The following is an 18143-nucleotide window of genomic DNA, read 5'->3' as shown; positions in this document are numbered from 1 at the left end:
GTCCGGCGGGGACTCCACGAGTGTGCACGGCGACGCCGACACGGTCGATTCGCGTTCCGTCGTGTTACGGGCGGCGTCCGCGGCGGGCAGGCTCGGAGTGTGCGCAGCATCGAACTCGTCCTCGACCCGGCCGCCGAGCGGGCCGTGCGCGACCTCTGGGATGCGCTGGTCGACGCCGACCTGCCGAGCATGGGCCGCCACACCTCGGCGACGAACGCGCCGCACGTCACGCTCGCGGCCGGGGACACCCTGCCCGTGCCGCCCGGCTTCGACGTGGCGCTGCCGTCGACCGTGCGCCCCGCCGGGCTCCTGCTCTTCCCGGCCGGCCCCGGTCGGCACGTGCTCGGGGTCGGCGTCGTGGTCGACCGCGCGCTCGCCGCCTTCCACGAGGCGGTGCACCGCGTGGCCCCCGGTGGCGTCGACACCTCGCTGCCCGGCCGGTGGGCACCGCACCTGACGCTCGCCCGGCACCCACGGGACGTCGACCTGCCCCGGATGCTCGAGGTGCTCGCGGCCGTGCCGCTCCCCGAGGAACTCGGCGTCGCCGGGGTGCGTCACTGGGACGGGGAGACGAAGACGGTCACCACCGTCGGCTGACCTCGGCGACCGGTCGCAGGCGCTCCGTCAGGTCGCTGCAGCCGACGCACCGGTCGCGCCACGGGCCTCCCGGGAGGCCCGGCTCAGGTCCCGAGCACCCGCTCGCCGAACGCGGACGCGAACTTCCGGTCCGGGTCGCGGGTCGCGACCAGGGCGCGGAAGTCCGGCAGTCGTGGGTACAGCGCCGCGACCGCCGTGGCGTCGAGGGAGCTCATCTTCCCCCAGTGCGGGCGACCGCCGAACGCGGCGAGTCGCGCCTCCAGGTCGGGCAGCAGGGCGGCGACCTCCGCGGGGTGCTTCTTCCAGGTGAACGCGATGCAGAGCACGTCCTCGCCCTGTGTCGGGCTGAGCCAGAGGTCGTCCGCGGCCATGGTGCGGAGCTCCGACACGTGCAGGTGCGGCTGGATCCGGTCGGCCAGCCCGCGCAGGGCGTCGAGGGCGGCGGCGGCGTGCCGGAGCGGGACGAAGTGCTCGCTCTGCACCTCGGACCCGACGGAGGGCACGGCGTCGATCGGGAAGTGCGGCAGGCGGTCCCACCACGGCCCGACCGAGCCGTCCCGCGCGGTGTGGTGGCCGTCGCCCGGGGCACCCGGCAGACGTGGGGCGCCGAGGAGGTCGGCGGGGACCCCGACGTCGTCGGCACCGTCCGGCACGCGGGACTTCACGAGCACCTCGGAGACGGTGTCGCCGAACACCGTGTACGCGCAGACCGAGTACCCGGCGGCGAAGACCTCGGCGGCACCGGCCGTGAAGGTGTCCCAGGCGATCGGGCCGTAGGTGTCCTGCCGCATCCGGTACGAGGGCTGCACGTCGACGGTGACCCGCGTGACGATGCCGAGCAGGCCGAGGTGGATCGCGGCGCCCTGCATCGCCGGGTCACCGCGACGGATCGTGCTCGTGGTGCCGTCCGGTCCGACGACCTCGAGGGCGGCGACCGCGGTGCTGAGCGACCCGAGCGCGGTGCCGGAACCGTGCGTCCCGGTCGCGACCGCACCACCGAGCGAGATGTGCGGCAGCGAGCCCTCGTTGTGCAGGGCGACGCCGGCGGCGTCGAGGTCGGGTGCGACGACGCCGTACCGGGTGCCGGCTCCCATGGTGGCCGTGCGGCGGTCCTCCGCGACGACGAGGTCGGTGGGCACGGCGGTGAGGTCGAGCAGGGCGCCGGGGGTGTCCGCGACGTCGTTGAACGAGTGCCGTGTGCCGAGTCCGTGGACGCGCGGGCTCCGGGCGACGAGGTCGGCGACGTCGTCCAGCGAGGTCGGCCGGACGACGCGCTCGGCCGTGTAGGTGACCGTGCCGGACCAGTTCAGTTCGCTCGTCGTCGACCGCATGCGCCCACGATGCCACGGCGTGACCCGGCATCGCGCCCCCGGACGCACATCGCGCCCCGTCGGGACGGGGCGCGATGTGCGTGCCGGGGCGCGTGGTGCGCCTCGTGTGCGGTCGGGAGCGTCAGTGCATGACGGGTGCCGGGGCGCCCTCGGGGGTGACGGGCTTCCGGACCATCGACGAGGCGACGATCCCGAACAGGGAGATCACGGCGCCGACCAGGAAGGCCAGGTGCACTCCGGACGCGGTGGCCGTCGCCGTGTCCGCGGCGTCACCGCTCGTGGCCGCGCTGGTGGCCCCGATCGTGAGGAGCGTGACGAACAGTGCCGTGCCCGCGGCGCCCGCGAGCTGCTGGGCGGTGCCGAGCACTGCGCTGCCGTGCGAGTACAGCCGCGGCGGGAGTCCGCCGAGCGCCGAGGTGAACAGCGGCGTGAAGGTGAGCGCGAGGCCGAGGCTCAGCACGACGTGGGCACCGAGCACGAACCAGACGCTGGTGTCCGCCGTGACGGTCGAGAGCGCCCAGAGCACGGCGCTGATGATGACGGAGCCCGGGACGAGCAGGACGCGCGGTCCGCGACGGTCGTAGATGCGACCGACGATCGGGGACAGCAGGCCCATGAGCAGCCCACCCGGGAGCAGCAGCAGGCCGACGCTGAGGACCTCGAGACCGAGCACGCGCTCCAGGTAGATCGGCAGCAGGATGAGCGTGCCGAACATCGCCATGAAGCTGATCGCCATCGCGACGATCGGGATCGTGAAGCCCTTCGTGCTGAAGGTGCGGAGGTCGAGCAGGGCGGCGTCGCGACGCTGCAGTCGGGTCTGGCGGACGATGAACACCGCGAGGGCTGCGAACCCGACGACGAGCGAGGCGATCGGCAGCGCCGGGCCGGTGGTGCCGCTCTCGCCGATGCTCGACAGGCCGTAGACGATCCCGCCGAACGCGAAGGCCGACAGGATGACCGAGGCCACGTCGATGGCCGACTTGCGGGGCGTCGAGACGTTGCGCACCTTGACCATGCCGAGCACGAGCGCGGCGAGCGCGATCGGGAGCACGAAGCCGAACAGCCAGCGCCACGAGAAGGCGTTGAGGATGAGGCCGGAGATCGTCGGCCCGATCGCCGGGGCGACCGAGATGACGATGGAGATGTTGCCCATCACGCGGCCGCGGTGCGCGGGCTCGATGAGGGTGAGGACGGTGGTCATGAGCAGCGGCATCATGATCGCCGTGCCGCTGGCCTGCACGATGCGCCCGACGAGCAGCATCGTGAAGCCCTGCGCGAGCAGCGCGATGAGCGTGCCGGCCGAGAACAGGCTCATCGCCCAGACGAACACCGGGCGGGTGTCGAACCGCTGCAACAGGTAGCCGGTGATGGGGATCACCACGGCCATCGTCAGGAGGAAGCCGGTGGTGAGCCACTGGCCGGTCGCGGCGCTGATGCCGAGGTCGTCCATGAGCCGCGGCAGCGCCACACCCATGATCGTCTCGTTGAGGATGACGACGAACGCGGAGACGAGCAGCAGCCCGATCACGAGTCGGGTGCCGGCGGGGGAGAGGGCTTCGAGGCTCCCGGTACGGGGCGCGGAGTCGACGGCCTGGGTCAAGGGGGCTCCTGGAGGATCGTGGTGTGGCGCGCACCCGGACGGACGGGTACCGAGGCTGGAAGCACTGACGGGTCCCGATCATTCCCGAGTCGAGGAACGTCGGGTGGAACGGCGTGTGGACGGTCAGTGCAGGATGCGGAAGCCGTCCTCGTCGCCGTGCGGCGCGACCTCCCGCACGGCCACGTCGGTGACGCTCGCCGAGGGCGGGCCGGAGCGGAGCATGACGACCAGCGCGTCGACCGCGGGGGCGGGGCCCTCGGCCTCGACCTCGACGGTGCCGTCGAACAGGTTCCGGGCGTACCCGGCGAGTTCGAGTCCGTCGGCCTTCCGCGCGGTCCACCACCGGAACCCGACGCCCTGCACCGTGCCACTGACGACGGCGTGCTTCCTCGTGGTCGTGCTGCCCATGCGGCCGATGCTAGGCGGGGTGTGTTTCGCCGACGTTCCGGCTACGTTCCGGTGCGGTGACCCTCGTGATACGGTCATCAGTACCCGAACAGATCGGGTCAGTGAGACCTGAACAAGAGGGGGCATCGCGATGTCCGAGCCCGGGATCCGCGTCGCCGTCTCGACCGTCATCGTGGCGCTCCGCCCACATCCCGACACCGGCGTCCCCGCACTCTGGATGCCGCTCGTCCGCCGCGTGACCGAACCGCACGAGGGCTCGTGGGCGCTGCCGGGCGGCTGGGTGGGCACGGACGAGGGCCTCGACGACTCCGCGGCCGCGCGCCTCCGCGAGACGACGAAGGTGCAGCCGCGGTACCTCGAGCAGCTCTACGCGTTCGGGGACGTCGGCCGCTCCCCGAGCCGGGTGGTGTCGGTCGTCTACTGGGCGCTCGTGCACCCGGACGAGGCGAACGTCGTTCCCGACGACTGGAACGTGCGGTGGTTCCTCGCCGACGAGCACCCGCCGCTCGCGTTCGACCACGACCGCATCGTGGAGTACGCCCTCTGGCGGCTCCGGAACAAGGTGTCGTACTCGCGGATCGCGCAGGCGTTCCTCGGCGACCGGTTCACCCTCGCCGAGCTCCGCGGTGTCTACGAGGCCGTGCTCGGCCGGACGCTCGACCCGGCGAACTTCCGGCGGCAGGTCGCGCAGAGCGACGCGGTCCTGCCCACCGACGAGACCACGAGCGGCGACCGGCACCGACCGGCCCGCCTGTACCGCTCGAACCCCGACCTGTCGTACGCGGACAACGGCCCGCTGACGACCCGACCCACGACCGCGCACTGAACGGGGACGGAACCGTGTCCATCGCGACCACCATCGAACTGATCTCGAACGGCCGGGCGGCCGGCACCACCTGCACGCCCGACCTCGCCGCTCCCACCTGGGACTTCGACGCCGTGCCCGGGTACGGCCCCGGGTCGTCGATGTCCGACGTCATCCCGACGACCACGCCCCGCCAGGGTGTGCTGCCGGACGAGTACAAGCACGCGCCCGACGAGGAGTTGCACGAGCGGATCGAGCGGGCGAAGGCCACCCTCGGCGACCGGGTGGTCGTCCTCGGGCACTTCTACCAGCGGGACGAGGTCGTGCGCCACGCGGACTTCCTCGGCGACTCGTTCCAGCTCGCGAACGCCGCCCTGACCAAGCCCGACGCCGAGGCCATCGTGTTCTGCGGTGTGCACTTCATGGCCGAGACGGCGGACATCCTGGCGCGGGACGACCAGCGCGTCATCCTGCCGAACCTGGCAGCCGGGTGCTCGATGGCGGACATGGCCGACATCGACAGCGTCGAGGCCGCCTGGGCGGAGTTGACCGCGCTGTACGGCTCCGAGCCCGACGCCGACGGCCGTGTCCCGGTCATCCCGGTCACGTACATGAACTCCGCCGCGGACCTCAAGGCGTTCTGCGGTCGGAACGGCGGGATCGTGTGCACGTCGTCGAACGCCGCGACGGTGCTCGAGTGGGCGTTCGAGCGGGGGCAGCGCGTGCTGTTCTTCCCCGACCAGCACCTGGGCCGGAACACCGCGAAGGCGATGGGGATCAGCACCGACCGGATGCCGATGTGGAACCCGCGCCTGGCCGGGGGCGGCAACACCGCCGCCGAGCTGCTCGACGCCCAGGTGGTCCTGTGGCACGGGTTCTGCTCCGTCCACCGCCGCTTCACGGTCGACCAGATCGAGCAGGCCCGCCGCGAGGACCCCGACGTGCGCGTGATCGTGCACCCGGAGTGCCCGATGGCCGTGGTCGACGCCGCGGACGTCGCCGGCAGCACCGACCTCATCCGGAAGACCGTCGCCGCGGCCACCGAGCCGACGTCGTTCGCGATCGGCACCGAGGTCAACATGGTCAACCGGCTCGCCGCCGAGTACCCGCAGCACACGATCACGTGCCTCGACCCGGTGGTGTGCCCGTGCTCGACCATGTACCGCATCCACCCCGGCTACCTGGCGTGGGTGCTCGAGGCGCTCGTGGACGGTGTCGTGCTCAACGAGATCGTGGTCCCCGCCGACGTCCAGGTCGACGCGAAGGTCGCGCTGGAACGCATGCTCGCCGCGAAGCCCCGCCCGCTGGGGACCCGGGCCTGATGCACGTCGTCGTCGTCGGGTCGGGGATCGCCGGCCTGACCGCCGCGATCCGCGCGAGCACCGAGCACGACGTCACCCTCGTCACGAAGGGCACCCTGACCGACGGCGCCACGGCGTCCGCGCAGGGTGGCATCGCGGTCGCCCTGGGGGCCGACGACACCGCCGCCCTCCACCAGCACGACACGCACGTCGCGGCCGCGGGCACGGCGGACGCCCGCGCCGTCGACGTCCTCTGCACCGACGGTCCGGCCCGCGTGCGCGACCTGGTCGCCCTCGGGGTGCCGTTCGACCGGACGACGGACCCGGCCGCACTCGACCGGTACGGCGACGACCTGGCGCGGGGGCGCGAGGCCGCCCACGGGCGCTGGCGCATCCTGCACGCGGGCGGCGACGCGACCGGGGGTGCGGTCGAACGGACCCTCGTCGCCGCACTGCACCGCCGGCACGTCACCATCCTCGAGCGGACCTGCCTCACCGACCTCGTCGTCCGCCACGGACAGGTCGTCGGCGTCGACGTCCTCGACCTGCTCAGCGAACCGCGGCGGATCGACGCGGACGCGGTGCTGCTCGCCTCGGGGGGAGCCGGCCACCTGTACCGCGAGACGACCAACCCGCTCGTCGCCACCGGGGACGGTGCCGCCGCGGCCTGGCGGGCCGGCGCCGTGCTCGCCGACCTCGAGTTCGTCCAGTTCCACCCGACGCGTCTCGCCGTGCCCGGCGGTGGGCTGGTCTCCGAGGCCGTCCGCGGTGAGGGAGCCGTCCTGCGGGACGAACGCGGGCACCGCTTCATGCGCGACGTGCACCCGGACGCCGAGCTCGCGCCGCGGGACGTCGTCGCGCGGGGGATCGCGAGCGCCATGCGTGCCCAGGGCGGGCGCCCCGTGCTCCTCGACGCGACCGGGCTCGACCCCGCGTTCCTGCTCGCCAGGTTCCCCGGCCTCACCCGGGCCACACGGGCGGCCGGCGTCGACTGGACCCGGGAGGGCGTCCCGGTCGCACCCGCCGCGCACTACGCCATGGGCGGCGTCGCGACCGACACCGAGGGCCGCACCAGCCTGCCCGGGCTCTCCGCCGTCGGGGAGGTCGCCTGCACCGGCGTGCACGGGGCCAACCGCCTCGCCTCGAACTCGCTGCTCGAGGGCCTGGTGTTCGCGGTCCGCGCCGCCGACGCACTCGGGTCCCCGCGCCCCGACCGGCCGCGGCTGCGCGGCGACGCGACGCTCGCGCCGACCGTCGTCGCCGATCCGGACGGCAGGCGGGCCTCCCGTCCGGTGGACGGCGTGCGTCTGTCGGTCGGCGACCGGCCGGGAGGCCCGGGCCGGGTCGGCACCGACACCGCCGTCCGCGACGCGGTCCAGGCCGTGATGACCGAGCACGTCGGCCTGCTGCGCGACGCCGCCGGTTTGGCGGAGGCCCGGCGGGTGCTCGCCGTGGTGCCGGCGCCGCTGCCGACGACCGTGCGTGGTGCCGAGGACCGGGCGCTGCTCGACCTCGCCCGGGTGATGGCGCTCGCCGCCGAGGCCCGGACCGAGTCCCGCGGTGCGCACGCCCGGACCGACCACCCCGACACCGACCCGACCGCGCCGATGACGACCGCATGGGTCCGGGCACGACCGGCCGGACCGTCCGACGCCGCGCCCACCGCCCTGCAGGAGGTACTCGCATGACCGCTCCCACCGCCCAGGCCGCTCCCGCCGCCCAGGCCGCTCCCACCGCCCCCGCCGACACCGACCCCGGCACGGTCCCGCCGCACGTGCTCCGGCGGGTGATCGACACCGCGCTCGAGGAGGATGCGCCGTGGGGTGACGTCACGAGCGAGACCCTCATCCCCGCGACGGCGACCGCGGCCGCGACCCTCGCGGCGCGCGAGCCCGGCGTGCTCGCCGGCGGCGAGGTGTTCATCGCCGTGATGCACGCCGTCGACCCCGACCTCGCCGTGTCCGTTGCACTCCGCGACGGGGACGTCTTCGCCGCGGGGGACGTCATCGCGAGCGTGACCGGGTCGGCGCGGTCCGTGCTCCGTGCCGAGCGGGTCGCCCTCAACCTCGTGCAGCGCATGTCCGGGATCGCGACCCTCACCGCGCAGTACGTCGCCGCCGTCGCCGGGACCAGTACCCGGGTCGTCGACACCCGGAAGACCACGCCCGGCCTCCGCGCGCTCGAACGACACGCGGTGCGCTGCGGCGGCGGCCACAACCACCGGACGTCGCTGTCGGACGCGGTCCTGGCGAAGGACAACCACCTCGCGGTGCTCCTGGCCGGCGGCACGGACATCGGCGACGCGATCCGGGCCGCACGACGGCGCCTCGGGCACACCGTGCACCTCGAGGTCGAGGTGGACCGCATCGACCAGATCGAACCCGTCGTCGCCGCGGGCGTCGACACGGTCATGCTCGACAACTTCACCGTGCCGATGCTCGAGGAGGGCGTGGCCCTCGTGGCGGGCCGCGCGCTCGTCGAGGCGTCGGGCGGGGTCTCGCTCGACACGGTGGCCGCGATCGCCGCGACCGGGGTCGACCTCGTGTCCGTCGGCGCCCTCACGCACTCGGCGCGGGCGCTCGACCTCGGGCTCGACGTCGACGTCCGCCCGGTCTGACGCCGTGTTCTACCTCGACCGGGCCGCGACGACGCCCGTCCGCCGCGAGGTCCTCGAGGCGATGTGGCCGTACCTGACCGGCACCTTCGGCAACCCGTCCTCCACGCACGAGGTCGGGGACGCCGCAGCCCGGGGCTTGGCAGGTGCGCGCTCGGCGGTCGCCCGCGCCCTCGGCTGTCGGCCCGGCGAGGTCGTCTTCACGAGCGGCGGCACCGAGGGTGCGAACACCGCGGTGAAGGGCATCGCGCTCGGTGCACCCCGCGGGCGGCACGTGGTGACGAGCGCCGTCGAGCACGAGGCCGTCCTCGAGAGCTGCCGGTACCTCGAACGGCACCACGGCTTCACGGTCACGGTCGTGCCGGTCACGGCGGACGGCACCGTCCTGCCCGAGACCCTGCGCGCGGCACTCCGCCCGGACACGACGCTCGTGACCGTCGCGCACGCGGACAACGAGATCGGCACGGTGCAGGACGTGCGGGCACTCGCCGAGGTCGCGCACGCCGTGGGTGCGCGGTTCCACACCGACGCAGTGCAGTCCGCACCGTGGCTGCCGGTCGGGCTCGACGTGCTCGGGGTCGACGCGGTCTCGGTGTCCGGGCACAAGCTCGGTGCGACGAAGGGCATCGGGGCCCTGGCGGTCCGGGCCGGTGTCGCGCTCGAGCCACTCCTGCACGGCGGTGGACAGGAGCGCGGCCGACGTTCGGGCACGGAGGACGTCGCGGGTGCGGTCGGTCTGGCGGCGGCGTGGGGGAGTGTCCTCGCCGGGCGGGACGCAGCCGCGGGAACGGCCACCACGGTCCGGGACGCCGTCGTCGCCGGGGTGCTCGCCCGGGTGCCCGGCGCCGTGCTGACCGGGTCGCCGGACCGCCGACTGCCGGGACACGCGTCGTTCTGCTTCCCGGGGGTGCTCGGCGAGACGGTGCTGCTCGAACTCGAGCGCCGGGACGTCGTGTCGTCGTCGGGGAGCGCCTGTGCCGCGGGCAGCACCGAGGCGTCACACGTGCTGACGGCACTCGGCCTGCCGGAGGACGTGGCCCGCTCGGCGGTGCGGTTGACCTTCGACGAGACGTTGACCCGGGCGGACGGCGAGCAGGTGGTGGACGCCGTCGTGGCGGCCGTCGCGGCGGTCCGGATGCTCGGCTGACCCGGTGTACTAGACGTTCTACTCCAGCTCTGGGGCCGTGTCCCCCCTTCTGCGGACAGGAGGTGTCCGGCAGAGTGGTCACATGGCCAACGTGACGATCCGACCGGCGACGCAGGACGACCGCTTCCGAGCGGTCCAGCTCCTGCCTGCGCCCGCCACGGTCCTCGCGCTGGCAGTCGGCGCAACACACGGTCTCGATGCGCTGCCCCTCGGCGTCATCGCCGTCGTCGGTGCCCTCGCCACCCTCGCGAGTGCCCTGCTGCCGGCGCACCTGGACCGGACTGGACGGTCCATGGCGGCGCCGACGGAGGCCGACCGGTACCGGGAGGGCCGGCTCCACCCCTGACCACCCGAGGTCTGCACCGCCGTGCTGGCGGTGCGCTGGACCGGACGCACCCCCTGATGCGCGTCCGGCCGGGACGCCGGCCCCTGCCGTGCTGCTCCCGGAACGACCGGGCCCGCTGCGGATCCGGGACGATCGACCCCTGAACGATCGCTCCCGTTCCCCCTGAGATCTGCGGCGGGTCCGGTCCCGTCAGGCCGAGGTGCGGTGCGCCACGGTGCCGGGCCAGTGGTAGTCCAGGTCGTCCGGGACGTCGGGGAACAACGGTCGGTAGTGCTCGGGCGCCTTCTGCACGAGCTTGGACCGGTGCGACAGGTGCACCCGCTCGTCGGTGTTCCACGACGGGACCTCGAAGTCCCCGCGTTCGTACGCCACGAGGTCCTCCGGCACGAGGGCCAGGTCCGCGAGGGTCTTCTCGAGGCACGTGTCCGCGTGACCGCGCTCGAGCCAGACCCGGCACGTCGCGTCCTGGTACGCCATCAGCGCCGGCCGGAAGCCGCGCCACATCGCCGTGACCGGGTGGTGCTGCCAGCCGTAGTCCGGCAGCGTCAACGCACGCATGACCTGCAGCGTCTCGACCCGCTGCTTGCCGAGGCGCTTGTCGTCGAGCACCTCGGCAGAGGCGCGGAAGTCGGCGAACGGCAGGAAGGTCTGCATCTGTCGGACGGTACGCCGGCGGGCCGGGAACCGACACAAGTCGTCACAACGACACCCTGCTCGGCGGGCACGTGTGAGCATCGAGCGCATGAGCGGAACCCTCGTCGTCGGTGTCAGCGGGAGCCCATCGGACCCGTCCCGTACCTCGACGCTCGTCGGGGCGACGGTGGAGCGGCTCGTGGCCGAGCTGCCCGACGCCGAGTCCGTCACCGTGGAGATCGGGCCACTCCTGGCCGACCTCGGTGCCGCCGCCGGGCGGGAGCAGATGGCCGCCGAGACCCAGGCCGCACTGGCGGCGGTGGAGGCGGCGGACGTCCTGGTCGTCGGGAGCCCGGCGTTCCGCGCCGCGTACTCCGGTGCGTTCAAGCTGTTCTTCGACTGGATCGGCCAGTACGACCTCGTCGACACGCCGGTGCTGCTCACGGCGACCGGCGGCAGCGACCGCCACGCGCTCCTCGTCGAGCACCAGATGCGACCGCTGTTCGGGTTCTTCCAGTCGACGACGCTCCCGCTCGCGGTGTTCGGGAACGAGCGCGACTTCACGAAGCGGGCCGGCGGGTACGACATCGCGAGCGTCGACCTCGAGCTGCGGATCGACCGGGCCGTCCGTCGGGCGCTGCCGATCATCCGCGGTGGCTTCGTCGCCGCCGCCGGCGTCGACGACGTGCGGCGGCCGGCCGACTTCTGACGGGCCTCCCGGCCGGCTCGCGGAACGCCCCCGTCACGGTGAGACGCCCCGGGAGGCGCGAAACGGCTCCGGATCCGGCGGCGCCGCGACGACGTGGCGGCGTCTCGGCTCTCGGCGTCTCGGCGGGACGCCGCCGTCAGCGGGGCAGCAGCGACGCGAGGTGCGCGACGGCCAGCCGGTACCCGTCGGCGCCCGCGCCGGCGATGACGGCGGTCGCCGCGGTGGCGACGTGGTCGACGTGCCGGAACGGCTCGCGCTTCCACGTGTTCGACAGGTGCACCTCGATGACGGGGACGCGCAGTGCCTCCACGGCGTCGTGCAGTGCGATCGAGGTGTGCGCGTACGCCGCGGGGTTGATGACGACGCCCGCGAAGTCGTCGAGCGCCTCGTGCAGCCACTCGACGAGTTCACCCTCGCGGTTCGTCTGTCGGAAGTCGGCCTCGAGCTCGTGCACCGCGGCCTCGGTGTGGACGATCGCCTCGATCTCGGCGAGCGTCACCGTGCCGTACTGCTCCGGGTCACGGCGGCCGAGGATGTCCAGGTTCGGGCCGTTGAGGACGAGGATGCGCATGCTCCGAGCCTAGCGAGCGGCCGTGGCCGGGGCGGTTCCGCCACGGAACGGTTGCGCCAGCGGGCACGAGGGGTCAGGTTGGTCTCGACGAAGGGACCGCACATGTCGACCATGGTGTTCATCAACCTGCCGGTGTCCGACCTGGACCGGGCGACCGGGTTCTATCGGGCACTCGGGTACCCGCTCAACCCGGTGTTCAGTGACGACACCGCTTCGAGCATCGTCATCAGCGACACCGTGTACGTGATGCTCCTCACGCACGCGAAGTTCTCCGAGTTCACGGACAAGACCATCGCCGCGTCGGACACGATCGAGGTCATCAACTCCCTGAGCGCCGAGACGAAGGACGAGGTCCACCGGATCGTCGACGCCGCGGTCGAGGCCGGCGGGACCGAGGACCGACCGGAGATGGACCTCGGGTTCATGTTCCAGCGCAGCTTCGTCGACCCGGACGGCCACCGCTGGGAGTACGTCTGGATGGACCCGGCCGCGGCCGAGGACGGCCCGCACGCCGACTGACGCCGCACCGGTCGTGCCGTCCGCCAGGATGGGACGATGACGACGGATCTCGTGACCGGCGAGGACGGCCGCGCCCGACCGCTGTGGGCATCGGTCGACCCGATGCTGCGGGAGTACTACGACACCGAGTGGGGCATGCCCGTCCGGGACGAACGAGGCGTCTTCGAGCGGCTGTCGCTCGAGGCGTTCCAGTCCGGCCTGTCGTGGCGGACGATCCTGGCCAAGCGCCCGGCGTTCCGGGCGGCCTTCGCGGACTTCGAACCCGACGTCGTCGCCGGGTTCGGGGAGGACGACGTCGCACGGCTGCTCGGTGACGCCGGCATCGTCCGGAACCGGGCGAAGATCGCCGCGACGATCACGAACGCCGGGGCGACCATCGCGCTCCGTGGGGACGGCGGACTGGCGGACTTCGTCTGGTCCTTCCGGCCCGCCGACACCCCGAAGCCACGGACCCTCGCCGAGGTCCCGACCACCAGTCCCGAGTCGACCGCGCTGTCGAAGGCCCTGCGGAAGCGCGGGTTCGCCTTCGTCGGTCCGACCACCATGCACGCGCTCATGGAGGCGCTGGGGATCGTCGACACGCACCTCGTCGGCAGCCACCGCCGGGGGACGTCGGGCGTCTGGCCCGACTGACGAGCCCGTCCGCACCGGCGTCAGTCGAGCGGGAGCCGCATCTGCAGCGAGGCGATCTCGTACCCCAGCTCTTCGTAGAGCTTGCGCGCGCCGGTGTTGTAGCCGAAGACGTTGAGACCGATGCTCGTCGCGCCCTCGCTGCGGGCGACCTCGTGGGCGAGCTCGAACGCCCGTCGCGCGTGCCCCTGCCGGCGGCGGTCGGCGTCGACCTCGATGTCGAACACCCACCAGTCGCTGCTGCCCGGGGTGAACGGGCCGATCCAGAGGTGCCCGACGACCGTGTCGTCCTGGTCGGTCAGCTCCCACACGTGGTGCCCCGCCGCGGGTGACCCGCCGGGGAACCAGGTGTCGAGGGAGCGCTGCTTGTTGGCCTCGGCCTGCTCGCGGCTCTCACCGGACCGCACGCGGGACTCGACGTACTCCGCCATGGAACGGTCGAGCCACCCGGGGAGTCGGTCCGCGGGCATCGGCACGAGGCGGACGGCACGCATCGGCCGCTCCGCTCGCACGTCGTCCGGGGCCGTCACCGGTTGCCCTTCGAGCCGCGCTTCGGCTTGCCGGACATGCCGCGCGGCGTCCGGGCGCGTCCCGTGGAGTTCTTCCCGCCGCCGCTCTTCGCGCCGGTGCCCTTCGTCGCACTCCGCTTGGCGACGGTCTTCGCGTTGGACGCCGTGGCCTTGCCACCGCCCTTCGCCGGGCGGGCACGGTCCGCGGTGTCGGGATCCGGGCTTCCCGGCTGGTCCGCCTGGTTCCGGGAGCTGTTGGCGGTGCGGCCGCGGACCACGCCGATGAACTCCTCGGTCAGCTCGGAGGCGTCCTCGTCGCGCCAGACCAGGGCGACGCGGGTGCCGGGGGAGCCGGCCAGCGGTCGGGACACGAGGTCCTTCCGGCTCGCCGCGCGGAAGAGCGACTGCGGCAGGACGACGACGCCGACGTTCGCCTCGACCAGGTCGAGCGCAGCGGACACGTCCGGCGGCACCGGACCGGCGTCGAGGACCGTGACGTCGGCGAGGTCCGCCTCGGTCACCTCGTCGAGGTCGGCGAGCGGGGAGTCCTTCGGGGCAGCGACGACCGCGGTCTCGGTCCAGAGCGGGATCGCGTGGTGCTGCTCGGGCACGGGCATCCGGGCGAACACCATGTCCGCGTCGCCCTCGATCGCCGCGGTGACGCCGTCGGCCTCCACAGGCAGGAGCACCAGGTCGACGTCCGGACGACGCTCCCGCCACACCCGCACCCACTTGGCGGGGGAGACCCCGGGTACGAAGGCGATGGCGAGCGCGGTCATGCACCCGAGCATACGGGCCGTACCCTTGTCACCATGGCCCAGGAACAGACCATGAAGCCCGAGACCGCTGCCAAGAAGCTCGGCGTCCTCCTCTCGGCGACCCCGGAGTCGTTCCGTGCGGGCCCGATCGCTCGCACGACGTTCGACGAGTTGCAGAGCGAGCCGCCGACGTGGCTCCAGGACCTCCGTCGCGACGGACCGCACCCCCGCCCGGTCGTGGCCGCGCGCCTCGGCGTCTCGATCTCCGGACTCGCCCGCGCCGGCGTCGACGACGTCCTCACCACCGAGCAGATCAAGCAGCTGCTGCAGGAGATGCCCGAGTGGCTCGTCCGCGAGCGCTCGACCCAGGCCGCGGTCCGCTCCGAGAACGTGCGTGTGAAGCAGGAGCGCGCCGCCCGCACCGAGGGCTGACACCCCCGATGCACGCGACCGTCGCCGACGCGGTGCTCGTCGTGCCGCAGTTCGCCTCGGTCTGCTGCATCGTCGGGGACCGGTACCGCCCGCGGCCCGGGGTCATCGTGCCCGCGGCGGTCATGCTCGTCGCCATGCTCATGCCCGTGGTCCAGGCCGGGCCGTCGTGGACGATCCTCGCCGCGGCGCTGCTGCTGTTCCTCGCGCCGCTGCCCGTCGTGCGACGGCGTCGGGGTGACGGCCGTCGCGCGGAACCGATGGACGTGCACCGGGCGCTCTCGGCGGTGGTCATGGCCGGCATGCTGTTCATGGGTCACGCCTCCGAACTCGTCGGCGGTGCCGTGCACGCGCACGCGCTCGTCCTGACGGCGGTGCTCGGAGCCGGGGTGATCGGGTACTGCGCCTTCAGCGGCTGGCTGCTCCGGTACGAGTGGGCCCGGGAGGACCGCCGTGCCGTCCGCAGCGGCGAGGTGTTCGCCATGACCGTCGCCGTCGTCGGGATGACCCTGGCGATGTGACCCGGTCCCGCCGACGCGGTTGCCCGGCGTCACGGGAGCACCGCGTTACGGTTGCGTGGTGTCCGACCGCATCGTCCGCCGCCCCGACGCTCCGTCGCCCCGACTCGACGAGGTCGACGAGCGGATCCTCTGGGTGCTGGCCACCGATGCCCGGATCCCGAACAACCGACTCGCAGCAGCGGTCGGCATCGCTCCGTCGACGTGCCTGGTCCGGGTCCGTGCGCTCGAGGACGCCGGCGTCATCGCGGGCTACCGGGCCGAGGTGGACATCGCCCGGCTCGGGTTCTCGATCGAGGCGATGGTGTCCGTGCGGGTGCACGCGGCCGCACGCCACGAGCTCCGGGAGTTCGCGAAGCGCCTGCTCCGGGTGCCGGTGGTGCTCGACGTGTCGTTCCTGGCTGGTGACAAGGACTTCCTCGTGCACATCGCGTGCACGTCCACCGAGCAACTGCGGGACTTCGTCGCCGACGAGCTGAGCGGTGACCCGTCGGTCGCGACGACGCAGACCTCGATCGTGTTCGAGCGGTTGGTCGCCGACCGGGAGCACCAGGCCCGCTCGTACGGCGAGCTGCGCCGCTGGCAGGCCTAGCGCCGCAGCCGCTCCGGCCGGGTCAGCGCGTGCGGACCATGGGCGTGTGCGGGATGGCGTCCTCGAGGAAGTCCTCGCCTGAGCGCACGAAGCCGAACTGCGCGTACCACTCGCCCAGGTGTGCCTGCGCGTTGATCGCGATGCTGGGGGACCGGCTCTCGGCGATCGCCGCCGTCATCAGCGCCGCCCCGAGCCCCTTGCCGCGGGCGTGTGCCGCGGTCGCGACGCGGCCGATCCGCTCGGTGCCGTCAGGCTCGCGGAGGAGTCGCAGGGTGGCGTCGACGGACCCGGTCCCGGCCCAGAACTGCACCGTGCCCGGCTCGAGGTCGCGGCCGTCGATGTCCGGGTAGGCGCACTCCTGCTCGACCACGAACACGTCCTGCCGCAGACGGAGGATCTCGTGCAGCGTGACGATGTCGAGGTTGCGAGTGGGGGCACTGAAGGTCGAGGTCACGCCGTTCCTGACTGTTCGATGTGAATGAGGAGCAGGGCACCGGTGCTGGTCTACCGTGCCGGTCAACCACTCTACGTGCGCAGCCGAGATCAGGAGGTGAGCGCATGGACACGACGATGCGTGCACCCTGGCGCACGGTCCTGCGATGGGCGCTCATGGCCTGCGGGATCGTCGCAGCCGTCGTGCTGCTCTCGATCGTCCTCGGCGCCCGACCGGCTGCCGCTGTCGGTGGTTCCCTGCTCGGGAGCGGGGCGCAGACCCAGGCGGCACCGCGGCCCGACGGCCTGGTCGGCGGAGTGGTCTCCGGCGTCGGCAGTGCTGCCCAGCGCGTGACGAGCGGGGTCGGCGACGTCGTCGACCGCGCCGTGGCACCGGTCCGCAGCGCCGTTCCTGCCCCCGTCCCGCCGGCTCCGCGCCCGGTCGCCCCGGCACCGGCCGCTCCGGCTCCTGTGGCCCCGGCCCCCGTCGCGCCGGCCGCTCCGGCACCCGTCGCATCCGCCCCGGCGGCACCTGCGCCGGCTCCCGTCGCGCCGGCCTCCGCTGCCCCCGTCACGACCCCCGTGGCCGAGGCGACGCCTGCAGCACCGACGACCTCCCGGCCGGTCGGGGACGATTCCGGGCCCGCGCCAGCGGCACCCGCGACCACCGCCGTCGGCACTCCGGCGGAGCACACGAGCCGTCCGGGCCCGTCCCGTCCGGACCCGTTCCGTCCCGACACGTCGCTCGTCGACGGCCTCGTGTCGGACGTGACCAGTGCCTCCCGGCCGGTCGCCGACGGCGTCTCCGGGGCACTGGCCCCCGTCACCGGGACGGTGCAGACCGTGACGGCCGTCGGCCCGGTGACCTCCATCGTGGCGACCGTCGACCGGGTGGTCGGGAGCCTCCCGGTCGTCGGCACGCTGCTCGGTGACGACGCCTTGGGTGGGGTGACCGGCCCCGTGACCGGCATCGTCGACGGGACCCTCGGCACCGTCGGCGACACCGTCGGCGTCGTGCCGGACGTGGTGGCCGGGGTGCCCGAGGTCGTCGGCGGGCTTCCGTCCGTCGGCGGTGGGCTCCTGCCTGGAGGCCCGCTCCCCGTCGTCGACGTCCCCGTCCGCCCGGTGCTCCCCGGCTCCGGCGGTGCGCTGCCGGGGGCCCCGGTCGTCGGGCCCCGGCCGGCCCCGGTCCTGCCGGTCGACCGGGAGGGAACTGTCGGCCGTGACGGCGGCGAGGTCGGGGTCGTCGTGCCGTCGGTGGGGACGACGGACGATGCGTCCGTGACACCCGCTGCGGGACAGCGCTCGGCGACCGCCGCCGTCGCAGCAGACGACTCGTCCCGGTCGACGTTCGGGACGGTCGCTGACGAGGTCCTCGTCCCGGCTCCCGCAACGGCGACGTTCGGCGGCGAGGCCCTCGTCCTCCCCGAGGGCGGCGCACCGGCGCACACGCCCTTCGACGGCGGCACCGTGGGCGCCACGGGCGGCAGCACCTCCGGCGGCTCCGCCGGCGCGAACATCCTGGGCACCGTCGGTGTCGAGGACCACACCACCCCCCTCGCCGCGGGCCTCCGCGGCTCGGTCTCCGACGACGCCGTGCCGGCTTCGCTCGTCGGCGACCACGACGTCGCTCCCGATTGAGATCGGCGCACCTGCCCGTCACGGCAGGACGCGCCACCGACCGCCTCTGTGTG

22 protein-coding genes are annotated in these 18143 nt (G+C 73.5%); 14 read left to right on the top strand and 8 right to left on the bottom strand.

What is annotated here, in order from left to right:
- The first annotated feature begins 99 nt into the window (after positions 1-99).
- Positions 100-597, top strand: coding sequence for a 2'-5' RNA ligase family protein (locus tag DEJ32_RS13125; protein WP_110824690.1), 498 nt, complete (start codon positions 100-102; stop codon positions 595-597).
- An 83-nt stretch (positions 598-680) separates the two neighbouring features.
- Here the strand turns inward: DEJ32_RS13125 and DEJ32_RS13120 are convergent, their stop codons facing one another.
- The 3 genes from DEJ32_RS13120 to DEJ32_RS13110 all read right to left on the bottom strand — a co-directional run bounded on the left by DEJ32_RS13120 (position 681) and on the right by DEJ32_RS13110 (position 3936).
- On the bottom strand, positions 681-1928 hold the full coding sequence (locus tag DEJ32_RS13120; RefSeq protein ID WP_110901586.1) for a D-arabinono-1,4-lactone oxidase: 1248 nt from the start codon (positions 1926-1928) through the stop codon (positions 681-683).
- A 121-nt stretch (positions 1929-2049) separates the two neighbouring features.
- The gene (locus tag DEJ32_RS13115) at positions 2050-3528 is read right to left on the bottom strand and encodes a DHA2 family efflux MFS transporter permease subunit (RefSeq protein ID WP_110901585.1); all 1479 of its coding nucleotides are present in this window, start codon (positions 3526-3528) and stop codon (positions 2050-2052) included.
- Positions 3529-3651: 123 nt separating this feature from the next.
- Positions 3652-3936 (bottom strand): acylphosphatase, encoded by a 285-nt coding sequence (locus tag DEJ32_RS13110; protein WP_110824687.1) that lies wholly within the window; start codon positions 3934-3936, stop codon positions 3652-3654.
- Positions 3937-4066: 130 nt separating this feature from the next.
- Here DEJ32_RS13110 and DEJ32_RS13105 point away from each other — a divergent pair, with 130 nt between their 5' ends.
- The 6 genes from DEJ32_RS13105 (at position 4067) to DEJ32_RS13080 (ending at position 10149) form a co-directional block, all read left to right on the top strand.
- Positions 4067-4762 (top strand): NUDIX domain-containing protein, encoded by a 696-nt coding sequence (locus DEJ32_RS13105; RefSeq protein ID WP_110901584.1) that lies wholly within the window; start codon positions 4067-4069, stop codon positions 4760-4762.
- Positions 4763-4776: 14 nt separating this feature from the next.
- A complete protein-coding gene (gene nadA / locus DEJ32_RS13100; protein WP_110901583.1) occupies positions 4777-6063 on the top strand; it encodes a quinolinate synthase NadA in 1287 nt (428 codons plus the stop codon).
- The gene (locus DEJ32_RS13095; RefSeq protein ID WP_110901582.1) at positions 6063-7730 is read left to right on the top strand and encodes an L-aspartate oxidase; all 1668 of its coding nucleotides are present in this window, start codon (positions 6063-6065) and stop codon (positions 7728-7730) included. Before nadA ends, DEJ32_RS13095 begins: the two co-directional genes overlap by 1 nt.
- The gene (gene nadC, locus DEJ32_RS13090; protein WP_110901581.1) at positions 7727-8659 is read left to right on the top strand and encodes a carboxylating nicotinate-nucleotide diphosphorylase; all 933 of its coding nucleotides are present in this window, start codon (positions 7727-7729) and stop codon (positions 8657-8659) included. Before DEJ32_RS13095 ends, nadC begins: the two co-directional genes overlap by 4 nt.
- A 4-nt stretch (positions 8660-8663) precedes the next feature.
- Positions 8664-9803, top strand: coding sequence for a cysteine desulfurase family protein (locus DEJ32_RS13085; protein WP_110890061.1), 1140 nt, complete (start codon positions 8664-8666; stop codon positions 9801-9803).
- A gap of 82 nt (positions 9804-9885) precedes the next feature.
- Positions 9886-10149 carry a hypothetical protein gene (locus DEJ32_RS13080; RefSeq protein ID WP_110901580.1) on the top strand — a complete coding sequence of 88 codons (264 nt, stop codon included), beginning with the start codon at positions 9886-9888 and terminating at the stop codon, positions 10147-10149.
- 189 nt (positions 10150-10338) lie between these two features.
- Here DEJ32_RS13080 and DEJ32_RS13075 read toward each other — a convergent pair whose 3' ends face one another.
- Positions 10339-10803, bottom strand: coding sequence for an MSMEG_6728 family protein (locus DEJ32_RS13075; RefSeq protein ID WP_110824680.1), 465 nt, complete (start codon positions 10801-10803; stop codon positions 10339-10341).
- An 88-nt stretch (positions 10804-10891) separates the two neighbouring features.
- On the opposite strand from DEJ32_RS13075, the gene DEJ32_RS13070 reads away from it, so the two are divergent.
- On the top strand, positions 10892-11491 hold the full coding sequence (locus tag DEJ32_RS13070) for an NAD(P)H-dependent oxidoreductase (protein WP_110901622.1): 600 nt from the start codon (positions 10892-10894) through the stop codon (positions 11489-11491).
- Positions 11492-11627: 136 nt separating this feature from the next.
- Here DEJ32_RS13070 and aroQ read toward each other — a convergent pair whose 3' ends face one another.
- A complete protein-coding gene (gene aroQ, locus DEJ32_RS13065) occupies positions 11628-12062 on the bottom strand; it encodes a type II 3-dehydroquinate dehydratase (RefSeq protein ID WP_110890059.1) in 435 nt (144 codons plus the stop codon).
- 102 nt (positions 12063-12164) lie between these two features.
- Between aroQ and DEJ32_RS13060 the strand changes: the two genes are divergently transcribed.
- Complete coding sequence (locus tag DEJ32_RS13060; protein WP_110824848.1) at positions 12165-12581, top strand: VOC family protein; 417 nt, start codon at positions 12165-12167, stop codon at positions 12579-12581.
- 36 nt (positions 12582-12617) lie between these two features.
- Positions 12618-13214 carry a DNA-3-methyladenine glycosylase I gene (locus tag DEJ32_RS13055; RefSeq protein ID WP_110901579.1) on the top strand — a complete coding sequence of 199 codons (597 nt, stop codon included), beginning with the start codon at positions 12618-12620 and terminating at the stop codon, positions 13212-13214.
- A 20-nt stretch (positions 13215-13234) separates the two neighbouring features.
- Here DEJ32_RS13055 and DEJ32_RS13050 read toward each other — a convergent pair whose 3' ends face one another.
- Both DEJ32_RS13050 and DEJ32_RS13045 read right to left on the bottom strand, forming a co-directional pair.
- Positions 13235-13705, bottom strand: a complete 471-nt coding sequence (locus DEJ32_RS13050; RefSeq protein WP_146234156.1) for a GNAT family N-acetyltransferase — start codon at positions 13703-13705, stop codon at positions 13235-13237.
- A gap of 32 nt (positions 13706-13737) precedes the next feature.
- Positions 13738-14499, bottom strand: coding sequence for a LysR family transcriptional regulator substrate-binding protein (locus DEJ32_RS13045; RefSeq protein ID WP_220033027.1), 762 nt, complete (start codon positions 14497-14499; stop codon positions 13738-13740).
- 33 nt (positions 14500-14532) lie between these two features.
- On the opposite strand from DEJ32_RS13045, the gene DEJ32_RS13040 reads away from it, so the two are divergent.
- From DEJ32_RS13040 to DEJ32_RS13030, 3 genes are read left to right on the top strand one after another with little or no spacing between them, the layout of a single operon-like run.
- A complete protein-coding gene (locus tag DEJ32_RS13040; RefSeq protein WP_110824675.1) occupies positions 14533-14910 on the top strand; it encodes a DUF5997 family protein in 378 nt (125 codons plus the stop codon).
- An 8-nt stretch (positions 14911-14918) separates the two neighbouring features.
- Entirely contained in the window at positions 14919-15428 is a 510-nt protein-coding gene (locus tag DEJ32_RS13035; protein ID WP_110824674.1) for a hypothetical protein, read from the top strand.
- 58 nt (positions 15429-15486) lie between these two features.
- Entirely contained in the window at positions 15487-16017 is a 531-nt protein-coding gene (locus tag DEJ32_RS13030) for an Lrp/AsnC family transcriptional regulator (RefSeq protein ID WP_110901621.1), read from the top strand.
- Between the two features lie 22 nt (positions 16018-16039).
- Here the strand turns inward: DEJ32_RS13030 and DEJ32_RS13025 are convergent, their stop codons facing one another.
- A complete protein-coding gene (locus DEJ32_RS13025) occupies positions 16040-16471 on the bottom strand; it encodes a GNAT family N-acetyltransferase (protein ID WP_110824673.1) in 432 nt (143 codons plus the stop codon).
- A 104-nt stretch (positions 16472-16575) separates the two neighbouring features.
- Between DEJ32_RS13025 and DEJ32_RS13020 the strand changes: the two genes are divergently transcribed.
- Positions 16576-18090, top strand: a complete 1515-nt coding sequence (locus DEJ32_RS13020) for a hypothetical protein (protein WP_110901576.1) — start codon at positions 16576-16578, stop codon at positions 18088-18090.
- Positions 18091-18143 lie beyond the last annotated feature (53 nt).

It is taken from the genome of Curtobacterium sp. MCPF17_046, assembly GCF_003224295.1.
GTDB lineage: Bacteria > Actinomycetota > Actinomycetes > Actinomycetales > Microbacteriaceae > Curtobacterium.
The sequence above is the reverse complement of the archived record's forward strand: the minus strand, read 5'-3'. Positions and strand labels throughout refer to the sequence as shown.

Bases quoted from the DNA above. Each gene is read 5' to 3' on its own strand.
- DEJ32_RS13120 (WP_110901586.1), bottom strand. From the start codon at position 1,928: ATGCGGTCGACGACGAGCGAACTGAACTGGTCCGGCACGGTCACCTAC.
- DEJ32_RS13110 (WP_110824687.1), bottom strand. From the start codon at position 3,936: ATGGGCAGCACGACCACGAGGAAGCACGCCGTCGTCAGTGGCACGGTG.
- DEJ32_RS13105 (WP_110901584.1), top strand. From the start codon at position 4,067: ATGTCCGAGCCCGGGATCCGCGTCGCCGTCTCGACCGTCATCGTGGCG.
- DEJ32_RS13095 (WP_110901582.1), top strand. From the start codon at position 6,063: ATGCACGTCGTCGTCGTCGGGTCGGGGATCGCCGGCCTGACCGCCGCG.
- nadC (WP_110901581.1), top strand. From the start codon at position 7,727: ATGACCGCTCCCACCGCCCAGGCCGCTCCCGCCGCCCAGGCCGCTCCC.
- DEJ32_RS13080 (WP_110901580.1), top strand. From the start codon at position 9,886: ATGGCCAACGTGACGATCCGACCGGCGACGCAGGACGACCGCTTCCGA.
- DEJ32_RS13075 (WP_110824680.1), bottom strand. From the start codon at position 10,803: ATGCAGACCTTCCTGCCGTTCGCCGACTTCCGCGCCTCTGCCGAGGTG.
- DEJ32_RS13070 (WP_110901622.1), top strand. From the start codon at position 10,892: ATGAGCGGAACCCTCGTCGTCGGTGTCAGCGGGAGCCCATCGGACCCG.
- aroQ (WP_110890059.1), bottom strand. From the start codon at position 12,062: ATGCGCATCCTCGTCCTCAACGGCCCGAACCTGGACATCCTCGGCCGC.
- DEJ32_RS13060 (WP_110824848.1), top strand. From the start codon at position 12,165: ATGTCGACCATGGTGTTCATCAACCTGCCGGTGTCCGACCTGGACCGG.
- DEJ32_RS13055 (WP_110901579.1), top strand. From the start codon at position 12,618: ATGACGACGGATCTCGTGACCGGCGAGGACGGCCGCGCCCGACCGCTG.
- DEJ32_RS13050 (WP_146234156.1), bottom strand. From the start codon at position 13,705: ATGCGTGCCGTCCGCCTCGTGCCGATGCCCGCGGACCGACTCCCCGGG.
- DEJ32_RS13045 (WP_220033027.1), bottom strand. From the start codon at position 14,499: ATGACCGCGCTCGCCATCGCCTTCGTACCCGGGGTCTCCCCCGCCAAG.
- DEJ32_RS13040 (WP_110824675.1), top strand. From the start codon at position 14,533: ATGGCCCAGGAACAGACCATGAAGCCCGAGACCGCTGCCAAGAAGCTC.
- DEJ32_RS13035 (WP_110824674.1), top strand. From the start codon at position 14,919: ATGCACGCGACCGTCGCCGACGCGGTGCTCGTCGTGCCGCAGTTCGCC.
- DEJ32_RS13020 (WP_110901576.1), top strand. From the start codon at position 16,576: ATGGACACGACGATGCGTGCACCCTGGCGCACGGTCCTGCGATGGGCG.